This is a genomic window from Paraburkholderia sp. BL17N1 (genome assembly GCF_003634175.1).
GTDB lineage: Bacteria > Pseudomonadota > Gammaproteobacteria > Burkholderiales > Burkholderiaceae > Paraburkholderia.
Genome location: NZ_RBIW01000001.1, coordinates 2267398 through 2286040, shown reverse-complemented (window position 1 = coordinate 2286040; position 18643 = coordinate 2267398). Strand labels below are relative to the sequence as shown.

At 62.3% G+C, this 18643-nt stretch carries 17 protein-coding genes and 2 tRNA genes; 10 read left to right on the top strand and 9 right to left on the bottom strand.

All coding sequences use genetic code 11. The annotated features are described in order from the left end of the window. Window positions 1-291: 291 nt before the first annotated feature. Both B0G82_RS10265 and B0G82_RS10260 read left to right on the top strand, forming a co-directional pair. Complete coding sequence (locus B0G82_RS10265; protein ID WP_121307305.1) at window positions 292-1860, top strand: UbiD family decarboxylase; 1569 nt, start codon at window positions 292-294, stop codon at window positions 1858-1860. Window positions 1861-1912: 52 nt separating this feature from the next. Continuing rightward, window positions 1913-2590 carry a LysE family transporter gene (locus B0G82_RS10260; RefSeq protein WP_121307304.1) on the top strand — a complete coding sequence of 226 codons (678 nt, stop codon included), beginning with the start codon at window positions 1913-1915 and terminating at the stop codon, window positions 2588-2590. Between the two features lie 78 nt (window positions 2591-2668). On the opposite strand, the gene B0G82_RS10255 is transcribed toward B0G82_RS10260, so the two are convergent. From B0G82_RS10255 to B0G82_RS40025, 3 genes are all read right to left on the bottom strand, one after another. Next, window positions 2669-3634, bottom strand: coding sequence for a threo-3-hydroxy-L-aspartate ammonia-lyase (locus B0G82_RS10255; RefSeq protein ID WP_116139458.1), 966 nt, complete (start codon window positions 3632-3634; stop codon window positions 2669-2671). Between the two features lie 254 nt (window positions 3635-3888). Continuing rightward, window positions 3889-4182, bottom strand: coding sequence for a hypothetical protein (locus tag B0G82_RS10250; protein WP_106283375.1), 294 nt, complete (start codon window positions 4180-4182; stop codon window positions 3889-3891). A 374-nt stretch (window positions 4183-4556) separates the two neighbouring features. Next, a complete protein-coding gene (locus tag B0G82_RS40025; protein WP_007180743.1) occupies window positions 4557-4718 on the bottom strand; it encodes a hypothetical protein in 162 nt (53 codons plus the stop codon). A 235-nt stretch (window positions 4719-4953) separates the two neighbouring features. On the opposite strand from B0G82_RS40025, the gene B0G82_RS10245 reads away from it, so the two are divergent. From B0G82_RS10245 to B0G82_RS10235, 3 genes are all read left to right on the top strand, one after another. Then, a complete protein-coding gene (locus B0G82_RS10245; RefSeq protein ID WP_121307303.1) occupies window positions 4954-5892 on the top strand; it encodes a DUF2520 domain-containing protein in 939 nt (312 codons plus the stop codon). Between the two features lie 77 nt (window positions 5893-5969). Continuing rightward, complete coding sequence (locus B0G82_RS10240; RefSeq protein WP_121307302.1) at window positions 5970-6290, top strand: EthD family reductase; 321 nt, start codon at window positions 5970-5972, stop codon at window positions 6288-6290. A 228-nt stretch (window positions 6291-6518) separates the two neighbouring features. Further along, the gene (locus tag B0G82_RS10235) at window positions 6519-7082 is read left to right on the top strand and encodes a YggT family protein (RefSeq protein WP_106313896.1); all 564 of its coding nucleotides are present in this window, start codon (window positions 6519-6521) and stop codon (window positions 7080-7082) included. A gap of 69 nt (window positions 7083-7151) precedes the next feature. On the opposite strand, the gene B0G82_RS10230 is transcribed toward B0G82_RS10235, so the two are convergent. Beyond that, on the bottom strand, window positions 7152-8045 hold the full coding sequence (locus tag B0G82_RS10230) for a hypothetical protein (RefSeq protein WP_121307301.1): 894 nt from the start codon (window positions 8043-8045) through the stop codon (window positions 7152-7154). A gap of 665 nt (window positions 8046-8710) precedes the next feature. On the opposite strand from B0G82_RS10230, the gene B0G82_RS10225 reads away from it, so the two are divergent. Both B0G82_RS10225 and trmB read left to right on the top strand, forming a co-directional pair. Beyond that, window positions 8711-8784 (top strand) — tRNA-Gly (locus B0G82_RS10225). A gap of 652 nt (window positions 8785-9436) precedes the next feature. After that, window positions 9437-10219: a tRNA (guanosine(46)-N7)-methyltransferase TrmB gene (gene trmB / locus B0G82_RS10220; RefSeq protein WP_116139450.1), complete on the top strand. Its 783-nt coding sequence runs from the start codon at window positions 9437-9439 to the stop codon at window positions 10217-10219. Between the two features lie 81 nt (window positions 10220-10300). Here the strand turns inward: trmB and B0G82_RS10215 are convergent, their stop codons facing one another. The 3 genes from B0G82_RS10215 to B0G82_RS39390 form a co-directional block, all read right to left on the bottom strand. After that, the gene (locus B0G82_RS10215; protein ID WP_116139449.1) at window positions 10301-11137 is read right to left on the bottom strand and encodes an undecaprenyl-diphosphate phosphatase; all 837 of its coding nucleotides are present in this window, start codon (window positions 11135-11137) and stop codon (window positions 10301-10303) included. A gap of 81 nt (window positions 11138-11218) precedes the next feature. After that, window positions 11219-11812: a DUF1439 domain-containing protein gene (locus tag B0G82_RS10210; protein ID WP_116139447.1), complete on the bottom strand. Its 594-nt coding sequence runs from the start codon at window positions 11810-11812 to the stop codon at window positions 11219-11221. Between the two features lie 107 nt (window positions 11813-11919). After that, complete coding sequence (locus B0G82_RS39390) at window positions 11920-12255, bottom strand: YkgJ family cysteine cluster protein (RefSeq protein WP_147308642.1); 336 nt, start codon at window positions 12253-12255, stop codon at window positions 11920-11922. Window positions 12256-12479: 224 nt separating this feature from the next. Here B0G82_RS39390 and hemN point away from each other — a divergent pair, with 224 nt between their 5' ends. Both hemN and B0G82_RS10200 read left to right on the top strand, forming a co-directional pair. Then, on the top strand, window positions 12480-13865 hold the full coding sequence (hemN, locus tag B0G82_RS10205) for an oxygen-independent coproporphyrinogen III oxidase (protein WP_121307300.1): 1386 nt from the start codon (window positions 12480-12482) through the stop codon (window positions 13863-13865). A 106-nt stretch (window positions 13866-13971) separates the two neighbouring features. Then, a tRNA-Leu gene (locus tag B0G82_RS10200) sits at window positions 13972-14056 on the top strand. Window positions 14057-14205: 149 nt separating this feature from the next. Here B0G82_RS10200 and B0G82_RS10195 read toward each other — a convergent pair. Continuing rightward, the gene (locus tag B0G82_RS10195) at window positions 14206-15591 is read right to left on the bottom strand and encodes an amino acid permease (protein WP_121307299.1); all 1386 of its coding nucleotides are present in this window, start codon (window positions 15589-15591) and stop codon (window positions 14206-14208) included. A gap of 214 nt (window positions 15592-15805) precedes the next feature. On the opposite strand from B0G82_RS10195, the gene B0G82_RS10190 reads away from it, so the two are divergent. After that, on the top strand, window positions 15806-16762 hold the full coding sequence (locus B0G82_RS10190; RefSeq protein ID WP_121307298.1) for an alpha/beta hydrolase: 957 nt from the start codon (window positions 15806-15808) through the stop codon (window positions 16760-16762). Between the two features lie 68 nt (window positions 16763-16830). Here B0G82_RS10190 and poxB read toward each other — a convergent pair whose 3' ends face one another. Then, the gene (gene poxB, locus B0G82_RS10185) at window positions 16831-18555 is read right to left on the bottom strand and encodes a ubiquinone-dependent pyruvate dehydrogenase (RefSeq protein WP_121307297.1); all 1725 of its coding nucleotides are present in this window, start codon (window positions 18553-18555) and stop codon (window positions 16831-16833) included. Window positions 18556-18643: the final 88 nt, after the last annotated feature.

The window sequence follows — 18643 nt, the reverse complement described above, 5'->3', positions numbered from 1 at the left end:
AAGGTTCACGCCCTGCAACCAATGTGGACGGATTTTATGCAGGGTTTTATAGATCGTCAACACTATAGATAGGCAAATGTATAACTAATTGTAATAACGAACCCTGTTCAGACGGCCCAAAACCGCGCGGCGCGCGCCTTTTGACCTGTTTCGGCTCCCCCGTCTCGCCTAGGTCATTTGGCCGAGCTACGTGCGCTCGTCAACACAGGTAAAATCGACAATCGTTCTGGCGCCGTTAAACCGTGCTGCGCCTCCCTTCTTCGCCGCTTGCGCGGCACTGAACCGCACCAGATGAAATACAAAGACCTGCGCGATTTCGTCGGCCGTCTCGAGACCATCGGCGAACTGCGCCGCATCTCACAAAGCGTCTCGCCTGTCCTGGAAATGACCGAGTTGTGCGACCGCGTGCTGCGCGCCGGCGGCCCCGCTTTGTTGTTCGAGAGCAAGACACAGCATGCGTTCCCGGTGCTCGGCAACCTGTTCGGCACACCTCGGCGGGTCGCGCTCGGCATGGGAGTGGACGCGCAAGCCGGCGAAGGCGACGGCGCCGCGCTCGAGTCGCTGCGCGACGTGGGCCGACTGCTCTCCGCATTGAAGGAACCGGAGCCGCCGAAGGGACTCAAGGACGCCGGCAAGCTGTTCTCCCTCGCAAAGGCGGTGTGGGACATGGCGCCCAAGACGGTGAGCGCGCCGCCCTGCCAGGAAATCGTCTGGGAAGGCAACGACGTGGACCTCGGGAAGCTGCCGATTCAAACCTGCTGGCCCGGCGACGCCGGCCCGCTGATTACATGGGGCCTGACCGTCACAAAGGGCCCAAATAAGAGCCGACAAAATTTAGGCATATATCGCCAGCAATTGATCGGACGTAACAAATTGATCATGCGATGGCTCGCGCATCGCGGCGGCGCGCTCGATTTCCGCGAGTTCGCCCTGCAGAACCCGGGCAAGCCGTATCCGGTGGCAGTCGTGCTGGGCGCCGATCCAGCCACGATCCTCGGCGCGGTCACGCCGGTGCCCGACACGTTGTCCGAATACCAGTTCGCCGGCTTGTTGCGCGGCGGCCGCACGGAACTGGCGAAGTGCATCACGCCGGGCGTCGACGGCTTGCAGGTGCCCGCGCGCGCCGAGATCGTGCTCGAAGGCTTCATCTATCCGCAGGAAGGCGCGCCTTCGTCCGCTCCCGCAGGCGCACCGCCGCGTCCGGTCAAGGGCGCGTCGGCGGGCTATGAACATGCGCTGGAAGGCCCGTACGGCGACCACACCGGCTACTACAACGAGCAGGAGTGGTTCCCTGTCTTCACGGTCGAGCGCATCACCATGCGGCGCGATGCGATCTATCACTCCACGTACACCGGCAAACCACCCGACGAACCCGCCGTGCTCGGCGTCGCGCTCAACGAGGTGTTCGTGCCGCTGTTGCAAAAGCAGTTCAGCGAGATCACCGACTTCTATCTGCCGCCCGAAGGCTGCAGCTACCGCATGGCCATCGTGCAGATGAAGAAGAGCTACCCCGGCCATGCCAAACGCGTGATGTTCGGCGTGTGGAGCTTCCTACGGCAGTTCATGTATACCAAGTTCATCGTCGTGGTCGACGAGGACGTGAATATCCGCGACTGGAAGGAAGTGATCTGGGCGATCACCACGCGTATCGATCCGGCGCGCGATACGGTGCTGGTGGACCGCACGCCGATCGACTATCTGGATTTCGCCTCGCCGGTGGCCGGACTCGGATCGAAGATGGGCCTCGACGCGACCAACAAGTGGCCCGGGGAAACCGATCGGGAATGGGGCCGCCCCATCGTGATGGACGACGCGATCAAACAGCGCATCGACTCCTTGTGGAACGAGTTGGGCCTCTGAGGCAAGCCGTACGACAAGACTGAATAACAAAGCTAACGGAGCCGTCGCGCAGATGCATGCTTTTTCAATGATGTCGGATGGGTTTTTTCTGTCGCTGTCGCTGTGTCTGGATATCGGCCTCGTGAACGTCGCCATGATTTCCCTGACGCTCTCGCATGGCTTCAAACCGGGCTTCTGGCTCGGCCTCGGTTCGTGCATCGGCGATCTGATTTATGCGGCGCTCGCGCTCGCGGGCATGGCCGCCTTGCTGCAGTTCCAATCCGTGCGCTGGGTGGTGTGGATCGGCGGCGCGGCGATCCTGCTCTTCCTGACCTGGAAGATGGCGCGTGAAGCGATGTTCCCGGCGAGGGCGCCGGCGGTGGCCGGCGAGGCGGACGCGAATGCGCCGCATCTGTCCGCGTGGCGCGGTTTCCTGCGCGGCGTCCTGCTGGCGGTGTCGTCGCCGTCGGCGATTTTGTGGTTCGCCGCGGTCGGCGGCGCGCTGATCGCGAAAGCCGGCGCCGCGAGCGTGACGACCGCGCCGGTCTTTCTCGGCGGATTCTTTCTGGGCGGTCTGTGCTGGACGATCTTTATCTGCGGACTCGGCAGCCACGGGCGCAAACGCGCCGGCACCGGCTTGCTGCGCGCCTGTCACGTGCTGTCTGCGCTGCTGTTTGCCTACTTCTCGTACAGCGTGATCGTCAACGGGTATCGTGATCTGATCGTGCAAACCGCGCACGTGGCGAGCTGATATGAAAACGGCCCGCGTTGGCGAGCCGTTTTCGATTGAGCACCGGGCGAGCGCAATAGCGCCTGCCCACGCAATGTATCAGGCAAGATACTGCGCAAGCTTTTCCAGGTCGACGTTGCCGCCGCTCACCACCACGCCGACACGCTTTCCCTTCACCGGCACGATGCCGTTGAGCACCGCGGCCGCGGCGAGACAGCCCGTCGGCTCGACCACGATCTTCATGCGCTGCGCGAAAAAGCGCATCGTCTCGATCAACTGCGCGTCGCTGACCGTTTCGATCCGCGCGACCAGTCTCTGGATGATGGCAAACGTGTAGTCGCCCAGATGCGTGGAAGCAGCGCCGTCGGCAATCGTGCGCGGCGTGTCGATATGCACGATCTCGCCGCGCGCCAGCGATTGCTGGCCGTCGTTGCCAGCTTCCGGTTCAATGCCGATCACCGTGCACGCCGGGCTCAGTGCCGCTGCGGACAACGCACTGCCGCTGATCAATCCGCCGCCGCCGAGGCACACGAACAGCATGTCGAGCGGCCCGGTTTCCTCGATCAACTCCTTCACCGCCGTGCCCTGCCCGGCGATCACATGCGGATGATCGTAAGGCGGAATCAGCGTCATGCCGCGCTCTTCGGCGAGCCGCCGGCCGATTTCTTCGCGATTTTCCGTGTAGCGGTCGTAGGTGATTACTTCCCCGCCGTAGCCCTTGGTTGCCGCGACTTTCGCTGCGGGTGCATCCTGCGGCATGACGATCGTGGCGTGGATGCCGGCAAGGCGCGCCGACAAGGCAATCGCCTGAGCATGGTTGCCCGACGAATAGGTCAGCACGCCGGCTTTGCGCTGCTCCGCGTCGAAATGCGAGATCGCGTTGAAGGCGCCGCGAAATTTGAAGGCGCCCATGCGTTGAAAATTCTCGCACTTGAAGAACACCGACGCCCCGGTGCGCTCATTGAAAGTGCTAGAGGTCAGAACGGGAGTACGGTGGGCGACGCCCTCAAGACGCGCTGCGGCGTCGAGTACGTCGTCGAAAGTGGGAGCGGGAAGCGCTTGCATCGGCGAAACTCTCCAGAGCGGTGGCGAAACAACCATTCTCCCAGCTTCGACCAAGCTTTGGAACGTCAGGCGTGAAGTGAGCGTGAGAATGTCTCTGGCAACTCGTAGCCCTGACCGGCTGGAGCGAATTCAAACCGTCATTCGGACAATAAGCCCGCCATTGACTGCATGAAAAGCCGCCAACAAAAATACAAACGGCGTAACCCGGCGATCAAGCCGGCGTTACGCCGTCAATCAAAATCGATCCACTACATTTAGCGGCGATAGTAGCCGTGACCGTAGTAACCGCGGTAATAGCCGTGATGATAGTAAGGACGCCCATAGCCACCGTAATACCCACCTACGACGACTGGCGGCGGTGCATAAACGACCGGCGGTGCATAAACCGGCTGCGGTGCGTAGTAAACCGGCGGCGGCGCGGCATAAACCGGGTAAGCCGGCGCAATCGGAACTCCGATACCGATACCGACGGAAACGTGTGCCTGAGCGGCACCGGCAAGCCCCAATCCGAGTGCTGCGGCAACGACAAACGGAACGATCTTTTTCACTTTTATTCTCCTAGCGCGGCCCACCAGGGTCGCCGACTTCGCATGCCCTGCATGCTACGAAATCAATGTATCGAAAAAGACCGCACCCATCTGTTCGCATTTGTTGCAAATTGCAATCGGCGACAAAAGCGCGCAATTCCAGCGGACGCCGAAAGCGGTCAATCAGCTTCGTAATGCGCTGAAAACTCAGGGATTGCCCGTGTCCGGAGACACCGCAATCAGTCGCAATGCCCGCCTTACGGCTTGCGGCATTTGCTACACAGTAATCTTTGATTACAAATTAGCTTCGATCCTGACGGCGTCCAATTGCACCCCAGAATGAAAAATGCCCGACTGATGAGGCCGGGCATTCCTTACCTGCAAGGGTCGCTACGTCAACCGACCTTCACATACGCGAACTCGCGAGACACGCTGGGCGGGACATAGGCGCCGCTGATCCGCACGCGCGGCGTCAGGCGCTTTTTCTGATCCCACCAGCGACGGCGCTGCGCGTGCGTCAGGAACCGCAAGTGCTTTCGGTAAGAAAAAATATTCATCGTGAACCTCCCGAATCTGACTGCGAGACGAAATACCCAGAACAGCAACTGCCAAACCGGCTCTGAAGAATTATGAGCAGTCTTTAAACCCGCGGGCGACAGCAGCCGGATGGTCAGCCGGGGGCGTCATATCGCAGGCGCACTGATCGAGTGAAGCCGCTGCCCTGCCGCGCCGCGAGCGTGGCGGATGCGCGATACTTCTGCTTTACCAATGTTTCGTCTGGAGCAGGCACCCATGTCCCAGCCCTCTCTGCCGCGCCTCGGCTTTATCGGTGCGGGCCGGCTCGCGCGCTGTCTCGCGCTGAGCTTTTCACGCTCCGGTTATCCGGTCACCGCGGTAGCCAGTCGCTCGGCAACTTCCGCCGGCCGGCTTGCCAGTCAAATCGAGCATTGCGCGGCATTCGAGAACCCACAACAGGTTGTCGACGCCGCCGATATCGTCTTTTTAGCTGTTCCCGATGACAGCATCGGTACGTCAGCGCACACACTCCGGTTCACTCCCGACACCGCCGCCGGCGCGCACGGCAAGGCGCTCGTGCACTGCAGCGGGGCTTCGCCGGTCGAATTGCTCGCCCCAGCACGCGACCAGGGCGCCTCGATCGGCGGTTTTCACCCACTGTACCTCTTTAGCGGCGAACTCGCCGATCTGGAGCGCATCGCCGGTTGTTCGGTGACCATCGAAGCCGACGGCGCACTGGGAGACACGCTGACAGCGCTAGCCGTCGCGCTGCGCTGCCATCCGCTGTCGATTCCGGCGGGCGGTCGCATGCTCTATCACGCCGCCGCGCACTACGCCGCCAGCTTCGCGCTGTGCAGCCTCGCGGAATGCGTCGCGCTGTGGCGCACACTCGGCTTTGCCGAAGACGATGCGCTGCGCGCGCTGCTGCCGATGCTTTCCGGCACGATTGAAACCGCCCGCGACAGGGGTTTGCCCAATGCGCTCGCAGGCCCGGTCTCGCGCGGCGACACCGGCGTGGTTCAGAAACAACTGGCGCTGCTGGAAGGCCTCGGCGGCGACCACGCCGCGCTGTACGGGCTGATGTCGCGGCGCGCGGTCGGCCTGGCCGAACGCCGCGCCACGCCGCCCGCCGCGATCGACGCCATCGCCGAGGTGGTGGAAGAATCGCTCAACCGGTCGCTGAATCAGGCTGCAGCAGGTGCAAGCGTCAAGTAAGCCGTGATAATGTGACGTCCGGCGCCGCGCGCAATCCGCCAGCGCCGCGCATCGGGACCAACAGACGAGAACGCACAATGATCAAGGTCAGCATCCTCTATCCGTATCGGGAAAACGGCCACTTCGACGTGGACTACTACTGCGTCTCGCATATGCCGCTCGCGGCGAAGCTGTTCGGGCCGTCGCTGAAGGGCTGGTCGGTCGACGTCGGCATCAACGCAGGGCCACCGGGAACGCCGCCACCGTACGTCGCAGCGGGCCATTTCCTGTTCGACAGCGCGGACGACTTCTACAAAGTCTTCAAACCGGCTTACGAGCAATTGATGGCCGACATTCCCAACTACACGGACGGCGGCAACGGCACGATTCTGCTCAGCGAGATCAAGATTTCCGTGTGATGCCCCGCGGAACGCGGACAAATCGCGGCCTTTAATATAGTGAGCCGTTGATCGTGACCCGCGAACCGTGACATTGCAGCACCACGCGGCCGCTTCAAACGACGCGTAACGCGCCCCGAGTGCGGGAAAGGCGCGGGAAATTCAAATGAACCCGCCGGCGCGCCGTTTGGAGAGCGCCGGCACCCTGCGGCCGCTCGGCGGCCGTCATTCGAAGGATAAGGACACGAGATGTTTGGCGATATCGCCCGTTTTCTGCTCAATACCGTCTTCACGCTGTTCGGCGCGGCGCTGTTGCTGCGCGCATGGCTGCAAGTCGTGCGCATGCCGCCGTACAACCCCGTCACGAATGCCGTGCTGCAAGTCACCAACTGGATCGTGCTGCCCTTGAGGCATATCTTGCCGAGCACGCGCAAGATCGATTGGGCGAGCCTTGTCGCGGCCCTCCTCGCTGCCATCGTGTATGTCGTGCTGATGGTGGTGCTGACGGGCGCCGATCCACTCACGCTGTTGCCGACGCTGTTGATCGTCGCGGTGCTGACTTTGATCAAGTGGGCGCTGAATCTGATCATCTGGCTGACGATTCTGATGGCGCTGCTGTCATGGCTCAATCCGCGTTCGCCGGCCATGCCGATCCTGTATCAGCTCACGGCGCCGTTTCTGAATCCGCTGCGCCGCGTGGTGCCGCAACTCGGCGGCATCGACCTTTCGCCGATCCTGCTGTTCGTGATCGTGCAGGTGCTGCTGATGGTGGTCACCCGTGCCGCCGTTCAACTGACTTATTTCGTCATCTGAACGCGCAGGTAGGGAATATTCAGAAGCCGCCGCCCATCAGAAAGGCGGCGGCTTTGTTTCATGCGTCGCTTATTGCTTCGTCAACTGACCGTAGGCGACCGTGGTGTTGGCCGCTGTCCTGATCATGAACAAAATCGTGCGGACGTACAGGGTGCTGGCCGTGATCGGCAGGAACGTAATCGCGGCATTGCCCGAATACGTCGCGCCCGATTTCAACGTGCAGGACGCGGTCGTGCCGGTCACGCTCAACGTGTAGAGATTCTTGCTGGACGACGGCGTGGCGAGCAGCAACGTTCCGGAGACCGGGCAGCCGCTCAATGTGCCGCTGAGCGTGCCGTCGTTTGCAATCGTCAGTGACGAACCGGTTTGCGCCCACGTGCCCGCGACGCTCGACTGGGTAACCGCGAGCGCATTCGCCGCGTCGTAGTTCCAGGACAGGTTCACCGTGGTGCCGTTCTCGACGTAGCTGCCCGTGAACGTCTGTTTATTCACGAAGGTGCCCGAGCCGGAGGTGGTCGGATAATAGAAGCCGCCGATGAATTCCACACCCGAGGTGAGCGTCCAGTTCGGCGCGCTGGGCGCGATGACGCCGAAGAATTCCGACATGCCGACGCCGCCTACCGTATTCAGGTAAGAGATGTTGCCTTGCGGATCGACGAACGCCGTGGTCTTGTCGATGCCGGACTGGCTTGTCCACACCCCTTCTACGCCGTTGCCCGTGGCCGCGGCCGAACCGCTCTGCGGACTGGTCAGACTCGGCAGCTGCTCGCCGCTCAGGGCGGGCGAAGAAGCCTGAACCGGCGCGCTTGCGGGAACGGGAGCACTTGCCACGGCCGGCGCCGAAGCGCTGCCGATCGCAGGCGCTGCCGCCGAATTGCCCCCGTCGCCGCCACCGCCACACGCGGCCAGCGCGAGCGAAGCGAGCAGGGATAACGTCAAATTAGCTTTAATTTTCATATCCATTTTGTTTTTGGGTGAGTGCACAGCCAATCAGATTGGCTATGGCACACCGTTGGTCATTTTGATCTCGATGATTGCCGCCAGCGCCGATTCGTTGAAATATTTCAGAAAGTCACTTGACAGAATCAAATCGAATGAATTCTTGTAACATTTGGAAAGGGCGCTAAAGAAGTAAACGGCGGCATTCCGGTAAGCTTTAATATTTATTCGAATGTCTTGAGCGACCGCTCAGTCGATAGCGATGAAATTTCATGCATAACGAATCAAAAAATCGAAGCAAGCGGTGCGTAACTATTTGATTGGCCTTGTATTTATATGGGCTTCTAGCTGCATTCGATTTCCGCGATCTGGTTGGCAGTCGGAGCGTTAATCGGCTAGTTCCGCGCTGTGCGCGGTAGCGGACGGCAGAGCCTCGGTGTACTCGGTTGCGGCGCCTGACGAAGACGATGCCGCGTTATTCGCGTTAGGTAGAACTCGCGAGGGAGATAGCGGAGCGAATGCGCAGGAGCACGCGACGAATCGCTGAGTACGGCTCGGCGGATACGATGAGCCCGTGCGTTGTGGGACGGAACATCACACGCGCTCCCCGCAGTCAGCACACCACCTGACGCGCCGCAAGCGTCCACGTTTGCCAAGTCGCGTGAAACGCGCGTAGAATGGCGTGCTCTGCGGGCGTCGTATAATGGTAATACCCTAGCTTCCCAAGCTAGAGCCGTGGGTTCGATTCCCATCGCCCGCTCCAGATTCTTTCTAGTCGGCTCGTGAGCAATCGGGCAGATTCGTGAAAGGATCTGACTCTACCGCTCTTCTCGCCTCTACCCGTAAAAAGCTTTTCCTGATCGTTGAATCCGGGAATCCATCCGCTTGCGCAAATCGGCCGAGAAGAATCTTGAGTAGCGACGTCGCCGCAAAAGGCATCTCATCGCGAAGCGCGAATCACCGGTAGTCGGAGGGGCAGTAAGACTATGGGCGCCGATGCGCATACTTGCTCATGAGCATTTACTCCGTCAGATAATCGCCCAAAGAAATAGCTTACAAAAACATTAAATCATCTGCGCAGATGCCCGCCTTATTGGAATGTAATATCCCACTCACATCCCTACTCCCGCCATCTCCGGTCAGTCTGGACGCGCCCTTTTGGGTTGTGCTACCTTACGCGCACTTGCAACGCCCGCTCCACTTTCCTGCTGACACCTTCAGCAGAATCCAGCACGAGCCGCCTCCATGAAGGCGGCTTTTTTGTCATAGCGGCGGCCTGGCGCAGCGACCCGTCAACCTCGCGCTCACTCGCCGTGCCGGTCGGACTCGCGCCTCATACCGCGCAAGCTCGGACCGGCACCGTGCAGCACGCCGGGCGCGCCGCGAAGCCCTTTACCCTTGTAGCAGCATCGACGATGATCCACGATCCAAACGACGCCGGCCCGCCGGACGACCTCCCGACGCCCTCCAGCGAAACCGGACACCAACCGAACGCCGACGACAACGCGCCGCAAGAAGCCCTGCATCGGCGCCGCATCCGCAGCTTCGTCACGCGCGCCGGCCGCGTCTCGACCGGCCAGCGCCGCGCCATGGACGAACTCGGCCCGCGCTTCGTGGTGCCCTTTGCGCCGCAGCAGCCTGACTGGAACGCCGTATTCGGCCGCGAGGCGCCACGCGTGCTGGAAATCGGCTTCGGCATGGGGGCGACCACCGCCGAAATCGCCTCACACCGTCCCGGCGACGATTTTCTCGGCGTCGAAGTACACGAGCCGGGCGTCGGAGCGCTGCTGAAATTGATGGGTGAACAGAACCTGTCCAACATCCGCATCGTTCAGCACGACGCGGTCGAGGTACTCGAACAGATGATCGCGCCAGCCAGCCTCGACGGCGTGCACATCTTCTTTCCGGACCCGTGGCACAAGGCGCGCCACCACAAGCGCCGGCTGATCCAGCCGAAGTTTGTCGCGCTGCTGGCGTCGCGCCTGAAGCCCGGCGCGTATCTGCATTGCGCGACCGACTGGCAAAACTACGCCGAACAAATGCTCGAAGTACTAAGCGCCGATCCGGCGCTGGAAAATACCGCCGACAGCTATGCGCCGCGTCCGGAGTACCGTCCGGTGACGAAGTTCGAGCGCCGTGGATTGCGGCTCGGGCATGGCGTGTGGGATCTCGTCTTCCGCAAACGCGGCGTTGCATAAACGCGCAGCACGATTCGGCACGCAACGAAAAAGGTCCGCAAACGCGGACCTTTTCTCATGGTTCAAGCAAAAGGCGAGCGCTCAATCCGTCCAGCTCAACGCGCCGCTGTAGCCGACCAGCAGGATCAGCAGTCCGAAGCCGATGCGATACCACGCAAACGCGGTGAAATCGTGCGCGGCGATGTAGCGCAGCAGCCAGCGCACGCAGGCAAAAGCACTGATGAAGGCCGCCACAAACCCGACCGCGAAGGTGCCGAGCGCATCGACAGAAAGCAGGTGCCAGTCTTTGTACAGCTCGTAAGCGGTAGCGCCGAAAATGATCGGAATCGCGAGGAAGAACGAAAACTCCGTGGCGACGCGCCGGTCGAGACCGAACAGCATTCCGCCGATGATCGTCGAGCCCGAGCGCGACATGCCGGGAATCAGCGCGAAACATTGCGCGAGGCCGACTTTCAACGCGTCCAGCGCGCTCAGGTCGTCCACGTTTTGCACGCGCGCTTCCCTCTCGCCTTGCGCGCGCTGACGCGCCTCCGCCCACAGGATCACAACGCCGCCCGCCACCAGTGCGAACGCGACCGGCACCGGCGAGAACAACGCCGCCTTGATGGATTTCTCGAACAGCAAGCCGAGCACGATCGCCGGAATCGTGGCGATGATCACATTCAGCGTGAAGCGGCGCGCATCCGGCCGGCTCGGCAAACCGGATACGACACTGCCGATGCGGCGGCGGAATTCCCAGCACACCGCGAGAATCGCGCCGAGCTGGATCACGACGTCGAAAGTTTTCGCGTGCTCATCGGTAAAGTTCAGCAGGCTGCCCGCGACGATCAAATGCCCGGTGCTCGACACGGGCAAAAACTCCGTCAATCCCTCGACGACGCCCAGAATCAGCGCCTTGCAAGCCAATAGCCAGTCCATCCGTGCCCCTAATCGCTGTAGTCAGTCGGAACGAACAGGGCCGGCACGGAAAGCGCGCGGCCCTGCCGGCCGCGCGCCGCGTCATTTTTCGACGATCTGCACGCGTATGCCGTTTGTAAGGATGGTGATTGTACCGGGTTCGTAATTCACTCCGGCAAATTGCAGTTGTTCGGGCTTGAAGGTGTAGATCGGATAGTTGGTCAGCAACTGCGTGGCGAGCACCGCCGCAGCCGCATTGATCTGCTGGGTATAGGCCTGCGCCTGCCCGCTCACGCTGACGTTATCGACATTCGGCGACTTGAGCACGACCGATTTGCTGGCGGCGTCGTAGGCCAGTTCGCTCGACAGCGTGAACACGCCGTCGACCGGCTGCGGCATGAAGGGACTCACGAGACGCGCATCGAGCTTCACTGAGACGCGGTTCGCGTTGGGCAGCAAACCGACCACCGGGTGGGTCAGCGCGACATCGAACACCTGCGAAACCGTGCGCTGATAGGGGAATTTACGCTGCACCGCGTCCTGCACCTGCTGCTGCGAGAACGTGTAATGCGACGGGATGAACGGAAAAGTCGAGGTTGCGCAGGCCGAGAGCGAAACGGTGATGCCGAGCGCGCTGCAGCCTGTCAGCGCGGCAATCAGGAAGCGGCGCCGGGCCGGCGCGGCGGGTCGAGTCATGCGAAATCTCCTGTGGAAACCTGTTCTGGCATGCGATTACGGTGTTCGTTTTCGGCTGGTGGTTTGCTGTTTGCTGTTTGCTGTTTGCGGCGATTCGCTTGCGCGCGTTAGCGCTGAGCCACCGGTTGCGCGTTCGGTTGAGTTTGCATCTCCAGTTGCGTGAGCCACGCGAGCGCCTCGCCGCGATTCGTGCCGCACATTTCCAGCTGCGGCTGCAGACCTGAACAGCACGCCGGCCGTTCAGGCTGACCGAAGATCGCGCAGCGCAGATCGTCGCCGAGTTGCGCGCAGCGTACGGCCGCCGGCTTGCCATTCGGCATACCCGGAATCGGACTCGAAATCGACGGCGCAATACAGCACGCGCCGCAATCAGGGCGGCACGCGTGACCGGCCACGCGGAACGGAGACTCGCGCTTCACGGCGCTGTTCGACACATCACTCACGACATTTTTCCTGAACCCAAAAACGGGCTATGCACTATCAGACCCGCATTGTGCCACCGCATTCCGTGCGACCTTTTTACGCAATCGGGCGAATGGCCACTCGCGTAAACTCGAAAGATCCTAAAGGCCATGCGCAAGAGGCGTCTGCGCGGATCGATCCGGTCGCGCGAATCGCGGCGGTCCGCCTCTTACCCGATGGCCGTCAGCCAGCCCTCGAGTCCCTCATGTCCATCGCCAGCACGCTGTTCCGCCCTGACCTGCTCGCCAAATACAGCGCGAACGGCCCACGGTATACGTCCTATCCGACCGCCCTGCAGTTCCGCGACGACTTCGATCGCACCGACTATTTACGCGCCGCCGCCGACCCCGGCGCGTCGTCCACGGATCTCTCGTTGTACTTCCACATTCCGTTTTGCGACACCGTGTGTTTCTACTGCGGCTGCAACAAGGTCGCCACCAAAAATCGCGCCCATGCGCGTCCGTACCTGGATCGGTTGAAACGCGAAATGGCATTGCAGGCGGCCTGTTTCGACACGCGGCGTCCGGTATCGCAATTGCACTGGGGCGGCGGCACGCCGACCTTCCTGTCGCACGAGGAAACGGCCGAACTGATGGCCGCCACGCGCGAGCACTTCACGCTGCTGCCCGACGCCGAAGCCGAGTATTCGATCGAAGTCGATCCGCGCGAAGCGTCGCCCGATACCATCGCCCATTTGCGCAAGCTGGGTTTCAACCGGCTGAGCCTCGGCGTGCAGGACTTCGATCCGATCGTGCAGCAGGCGATCAACCGCATTCAGCCGCTCGAGATGACCGCCTCGGTGATGCAGGCCGCCCGCGCCACGGGCTTTCACTCGATCGGCGTCGATCTGATTTACGGACTGCCGCATCAGACGGTCGAGAGCTTCGGCCGCACGCTCGACACGATGCTCGCGCTTGCGCCCGATCGCCTCTCCGTCTTCGCCTATGCGCACATGCCGCAGCTCTTCAAGATGCAACGCCAGATGGACCCCGCCACGCTGCCTTCATCCGACGTTAGACTCGCGATCCTGCAGCATGTGGTCGAACGTCTGACGGGCGCGGGCTATGTGTACATCGGCATGGATCACTTCGCGCTGCCCACCGACGAGCTCGCGCGCGCACAAGCGCAGCGCACCTTGCATCGCAATTTTCAGGGCTACAGCACGCGCGCGGAATGCGATCTGATCGGCTTCGGCGCATCGTCCATCGGCAAGGTCGGCGACGTGTACGCGCAGAACGTCAAGGATCTGCCGGGCTATGCCGCGGCGATCGATGCGGGCACGCTCGCCATCGCACGTGGCGTGCGCCTCACCGCCGACGACCGTCTGCGCCGCGACGTGATCACGCAACTGATGTGCAACCTGGAATTGCGCTTCGACGAATTCGAAGCGGCGTATGGCATCCGCTTCGCCGGGACATTCGAGCCGGAGTTAAAGCGCTTGCGCGGCTTCGAGCAGGACGGTCTGGTGTCGCTCGAAGCAGGCAAGCTCGAAGTGCGGATGGCCGGCCGCATGCTCGTGCGCAACATCGCGATGGTGTTCGACCGCTATCTCGGCCAGCAGACACTCGAACGATTTTCCCGCACGGTTTGAAGGCCTTGCAGCGGAAGAAGGCAACTGGCTTGCCCGGCGCCGAATTTTCGGCCATAATCTGCGTCTTCGCCGCGCGCCAGCTTCTGACGCGTACGCTGCAAGACCTGCCCAGGTGGTGAAATTGGTAGACGCAGGGGACTCAAAATCCCCCGCCGCAAGGCGTGCCGGTTCGATTCCGGCCCTGGGCACCAAAGAATTCGAAAGACCGCTGTTTCAGTATTCCTCGAACCCCGCCAGCACATGCTGCTCGCGGGGTTTGTCGTTTCTGGCCCGTCTGAAAACCTCAAGGATTGCAAACGGCGTGAGCGCGAACGTCGCCCCTCACGCCATTCGAGACACCTTACCGCCCCACCACCCGCGCCCCACCCTGCACAGCCGCGCGCCGGCGCTTGAACACATATCCGGCCCACATCACCACCAGCCACGCCGGCACCAGCCACACGGACACCGACAAGCCCGGCGTCATCGCCAGAATCACGAGGATCAACGCCATGAACGCGAGGCAGATCCAGTTGCTGACCGGGAACCAGAACGACTTGAACACGAGTGTCTCGCCGGCAGCAACCATTGCCTTGCGCGACTTGAGATGCGTCAGGCTGATCAGCGCCCAGTTCAGCACGAGCGCGGCGACCACCAGCGCCATCAGCAAGCCGAGCGCTTCGGCGGGAATCAGATAGTTGACGATCACGCACGTGAACGTGGCAAGCGCCGACAACCCGATCGCCATATACGGCACGCCGCGCCGGTCGACCTTCATCAGCGCGCGCGGCGCATTGCCCTGCTCCGCGAGGCCGTACAGCATGCGGCTATTCGCATACACGCCGCTGTTGTACACCGACAGCGCGGCAGTCAACACCACCACGTTGAGGACGTTCGCGGTCAGCGTCGAGCCGATCTGCGAGAAGATCATCACGAACGGACTGCCGCCCGCCGCTACTTCATTCCACGGATACAACGACAGCAATATCGCCAGCGAGCAGATGTAGAAAATCAGGATCCGGTAGATCACCTGATTCACGGCCTTCGGAATACTCTTCTGCGGCTGGTCGGCTTCCGCCGCCGTAATGCCGATCAGCTCCAGCCCGCCGAATGAAAACATGATGACCGCGAGCATCATGAACAGGCCACGAAAGCCGTGCGGGAAAAAGCCGCCGTGAGCCCAAAGGTTGGTGATCGAGGCTTGCGGACCACCATGGCCGCTGATCAGCAGATAGCCGCCGAACACGATCATGCCGATCACCGCCACGACCTTGATGATCGCGAACCAGAACTCGGTTTCACCGTAGGCTTTGACATTGGCGAGATTGATCGCGTTGATCAACGCGAAACACACCAGCGCCGACACCCACGTCGGCACGCCCGGCCACCAGTAGTGAATGTAAGTGCCGACGGCGGTCAGTTCGGCCATGCTGACGAGCACATAAAGCACCCAGTAGTTCCAGCCGGACAGAAAGCCGGGAAAGTCGCCCCAATACTTGTACGCGAAGTGGCTGAACGAACCCGCCACCGGCTCCTGCGCCACCATTTCGCCCAATTGCCGCATGATCATGAAGGCGATGATGCCGCCGATCGCGTAGCCGAGAATCATCGACGGTCCGGCTGCCTGCAACACGCTGGCGGAACCGAGAAACAGGCCGGTGCCGATCGCACCGCCCAGCGCGATGAGCTGGATATGGCGATTCTTGAGCCCGCGCTTCAGGCCCTCTTGCTGCTGTGCACTATTCAACGTTGCGCCCCAGTGTATGGATATCGTTCGCCCGGACGGACTTATGGCCCGGCCCGGCAGAACCTGAAATTTTACCGTGGCCGATATTAGCTAAATACTGGGAGCAACCCGTGTTTGGTTCTGCGCCGCACTTAACGGCGAGGATAGTGATTGTCACTGGCGCAGGGCTTCTGTATGTTGCCCTAGTCGAGCTGTCAGCATTCGGAGATTCAACATGTCGCCCAAACATCTGCTTTGCGCCGCTGCTTTGTGTCTCTGCTTCACGGGGGTCGCCGCGCTCGCCCAGACCACCACGCCCAACGCGGCGCCGGCACCCGCCGCGCCCACCATGGCACCGGGCATGGCGCCCGCGGCCAAGCCGGTCGAAGAACCGCCCACGGAGGCAAGCGCGCCCGAAGCGCCAGCGCCCATGGCGCCCGCCGCACCACCCTCCAAAGTTGGCGCCACGCCGCCTCCCGCCGCGCCCATGACCGGCCCGGTCCGCAACGTCGTGCTGGTCCATGGCGCGTTCCTCGACGGCTCGAGCTGGAACGGCGTGGTCGCGAAATTGCAGCAGAAGGGCTATCACGTCAGTTCGGTGCAAAATCCGCTCACTTCCCTCGCCGACGATGTCGCCGCGACGCGCCGCGTCCTCGCGCGTCAGAACGGCCCGACCATTCTGGTGGGACATTCGTGGGGTGGCGTCGTGATCACCGAGGCGGGGGCGAACGCGCCGAACGTCGCCGGTCTCGTCTATGTCGCGGCCATTGCACCGGATCTGCACGAGTCGGCTATGGATCTGTTGAAGCGCGCCGCACCGGCGCCCGCGGGCGAGGGCATCATGAAGGATTCGAGCGGCTTCCTCTGGCTCGATCGCACGAAATATCACGCCGACTTCGCCGCGGATGTTCCCGAGAATCTGACCCGCGTGCTGGCCACCGCACAGGTGCCGATCGCCGCGAGCGCCTTCAATGAGACGGTCAGCCAGGTCGCGTGGAAGGAAAAACCGTCGTGGTATGTGCTCACGACACGCGACCGCGCGGTGTCGCCGGAAGTGGAAAAATTCATGGCCGACCGGATGGGCGCCAAGATCGTGCCGATGGCGTCGAGCCACCTTGCGCCCGTGTCGCACGCGGGCGCGGTCGCCGACGTAATCGATCGCGCGGCGCGTGAATTGAGCCGGCAGCAGTAGTCCGGTTCAGGCGTATGCGCGAAGGCGATCGCGCATACGCCGGTCAAAACGAACCACTCCAACGCATTTCAGCGCAGATTCGTCGTCGCCAGCTCGACGACCTCATCCCCGCGACCGTTCAGCACCGCCTTCAGCATATACAGGCTGAAGCCCTTGGCCTGCGCCCACTGGATCTTCGGCGGCATGGCGAGTTCGTGCTTCGCGGTCACCACGTCGATCACCGCCGGACCCGGATGCGCGAACGCCTCGCGCAATGCCGGTTCGATGTTTTCCGACAGTTCGATTCGGACACTGTATATTCCCGCGCCGCGCGCGATCGCCGCGAAGTCGGTGGTGGCCAGATCGGTGCCGGCCTCCAGATAACCGCCCGCTTTCATCTCCATCGCGACGAAGCCGAGCACGCTGTTGTTGAACACCACGACCTTGATCGGCAAATCCAGCTGACGCGCGGTGAGCAGATCGCCGAGCAGCATCGACAGGCCGCCGTCGCCCGACAGCGAGATCACCTGGCGGCCCGGGTTAGCGGCCTGCGCGCCCAGGGCTTGCGGCATCGCGTTCGCCATCGAGCCGTGATTGAACGAACCGTGCAGCGCGCGCTTGCCGTTCATGGTCAGATAGCGCGCGGCCCAGAGCGTCGGCGTGCCGACGTCGGCGGAGAACACCGCGTCCTCGTCGGCGACCTTGTCGACGATGCTGGTGAGGTATTGCGGATGAATCGCGCGTCCTGGGGCGGATGGCCGTGCGAGGTCGTCGAGGTCCTTACGCGTGTCCGCATAGTGCTTGCGCGCATTCTCCAGGAAACGCCGGTCGCTCTTGTGCTTGAGCCGCGGCATCAGTGCCTGCAAGGTCGCCTTCACGTCGCCGACCAGACCGAGCTTCAACGGCGCTCGCTTGCCGAGCGCGGAACCGCGCCGGTCGATCTGCACCACGTTGCCATGTGACGGGTAGAAGTTGCGATACGGGAAATCGGTGCCGAGCATCACGAGCGTGTCGCACGACATCATCGCGTGATAGCCGGAGCTGAAGCCGATCAGCCCGGTCATGCCGACATCGAAGGGGTTGTCCCACTCCACGTATTGCTTGCCACGCAGCGCATGCACGGTCGGTGCGCCGAGCTGATCGGCGAAGGCGACCACTTCGTCGTGCGCGCCGGCGCAGCCGCTGCCGCATAGCAGTGTCACGCCGCCCGCCTGGTTGAGCAGATCGGCGAGGCGGGCGAGATCCGCGTCGGACGGCACCACGGTGGAACGCTCCAGCGTGCCGGCCCATGCCGGCGTTTCCTCGGGTGCGTCGCCCAGCGCGACATCGCCCGGCAGCACGATCACCGCAACGCCGCGCTCCTCGATCGCGGTGCGCATGGCGCGCGCCAGCACACGCGGGAACTGCGACGGGTTCGTCACCAGTTCGACATAGTGGCTGCACTCCTTGAACAACTCTTGCGGATGGGTTTCCTGAAAGTAGCCGAGGCCGATTTCAGACGATGGAATATGCGCGGCAATCGCGAGCACAGGCTGATGATTGCGGTGACAGTCGTATAGGCCGTTGATCAGATGCAGATTGCCGGGACCGCAACTGCCCGCGCAGACCGCGAGCTTGCCGGTCGCGGCGGCATCGGCGCCGGCGGCGAAGGCGGCCACTTCTTCATGGCGCGTGTGCATCCAGCGAATCGAACCAAGGCGTTGCAAGCTATCCGACAGGCCGTTCAGGCTGTCGCCCGTCACGCCCCAGATTCGTTCGACGTCCGCCGCCGCCAGTGTTTTGGCCAGATAATCCGCGATAGTCTGCTTACCCATGCTGTACCCCGCTCAGTGAGAAAGACGCTGCCTCCGGAATGCAGGAGAGTAACGCTTCCTCACGAAACGTGCCGCCACGGTGCCGCCG

Coding starts and splice junctions, on each gene's coding strand:
- B0G82_RS10265 (WP_121307305.1), top strand. CDS start 292: ATGAAATACAAAGACCTGCGCGATTTCGTCGGCCGTCTCGAGACCATC.
- B0G82_RS40025 (WP_007180743.1), bottom strand. CDS start 4,718: ATGAATATTTTTTCTTACCGAAAGCACTTGCGGTTCCTGACGCACGCG.
- B0G82_RS10255 (WP_116139458.1), bottom strand. CDS start 3,634: ATGCAAGCGCTTCCCGCTCCCACTTTCGACGACGTACTCGACGCCGCA.
- B0G82_RS10240 (WP_121307302.1), top strand. CDS start 5,970: ATGATCAAGGTCAGCATCCTCTATCCGTATCGGGAAAACGGCCACTTC.
- B0G82_RS10190 (WP_121307298.1), top strand. CDS start 15,806: ATGTCGCCCAAACATCTGCTTTGCGCCGCTGCTTTGTGTCTCTGCTTC.
- B0G82_RS10260 (WP_121307304.1), top strand. CDS start 1,913: ATGCATGCTTTTTCAATGATGTCGGATGGGTTTTTTCTGTCGCTGTCG.
- B0G82_RS10245 (WP_121307303.1), top strand. CDS start 4,954: ATGTCCCAGCCCTCTCTGCCGCGCCTCGGCTTTATCGGTGCGGGCCGG.
- B0G82_RS10210 (WP_116139447.1), bottom strand. CDS start 11,812: ATGACTCGACCCGCCGCGCCGGCCCGGCGCCGCTTCCTGATTGCCGCG.
- trmB (WP_116139450.1), top strand. CDS start 9,437: ATGATCCACGATCCAAACGACGCCGGCCCGCCGGACGACCTCCCGACG.
- B0G82_RS10235 (WP_106313896.1), top strand. CDS start 6,519: ATGTTTGGCGATATCGCCCGTTTTCTGCTCAATACCGTCTTCACGCTG.
- poxB (WP_121307297.1), bottom strand. CDS start 18,555: ATGGGTAAGCAGACTATCGCGGATTATCTGGCCAAAACACTGGCGGCG.
- B0G82_RS10215 (WP_116139449.1), bottom strand. CDS start 11,137: ATGGACTGGCTATTGGCTTGCAAGGCGCTGATTCTGGGCGTCGTCGAG.
- B0G82_RS10230 (WP_121307301.1), bottom strand. CDS start 8,045: ATGGATATGAAAATTAAAGCTAATTTGACGTTATCCCTGCTCGCTTCG.
- hemN (WP_121307300.1), top strand. CDS start 12,480: ATGTCCATCGCCAGCACGCTGTTCCGCCCTGACCTGCTCGCCAAATAC.